Source organism: Robertmurraya sp. DFI.2.37 (assembly GCF_029211245.1).
Taxonomy (GTDB): domain Bacteria; phylum Bacillota; class Bacilli; order Bacillales; family Cytobacillaceae; genus Robertmurraya; species Robertmurraya methanolica_A.
Window position 1 is genome coordinate 1 of sequence record NZ_JARGEJ010000728.1, and the last position, 294, is coordinate 294.

The following is a 294-nucleotide window of genomic DNA, read 5'->3' on the forward strand; positions in this document are numbered from 1 at the left end:
TCCTTTATCGGCAACAACCCCATAGCCGTATCCAGGAATAAAAAGAATTGTACCAATTGGAAACACATTTAAACCAGCAGCAACTGTCGAATATAAATCACGAGTTACTTTTACGCCAGAATACGTAATTCCAAACTGGGGATGATCGGGGCCTTTTCCTGTCGATTCGTATCCGGCTGTGTATCCAGTAGCTACTACTCCTGTACTTGGATACTGAGTCCAATCGATTGCTTCCTCTAGTGTTGGCACTGTCCCTGCTACCTTTTCACTCGATGAGATTTTTAAATCAAGATT

At 42.5% G+C, this 294-nt stretch carries 1 pseudogene; it reads right to left on the reverse strand.

The features are described from left to right. Positions 1-294: pseudogene (locus PZE06_RS28395) on the reverse strand (hypothetical protein); the annotation flags it as partial.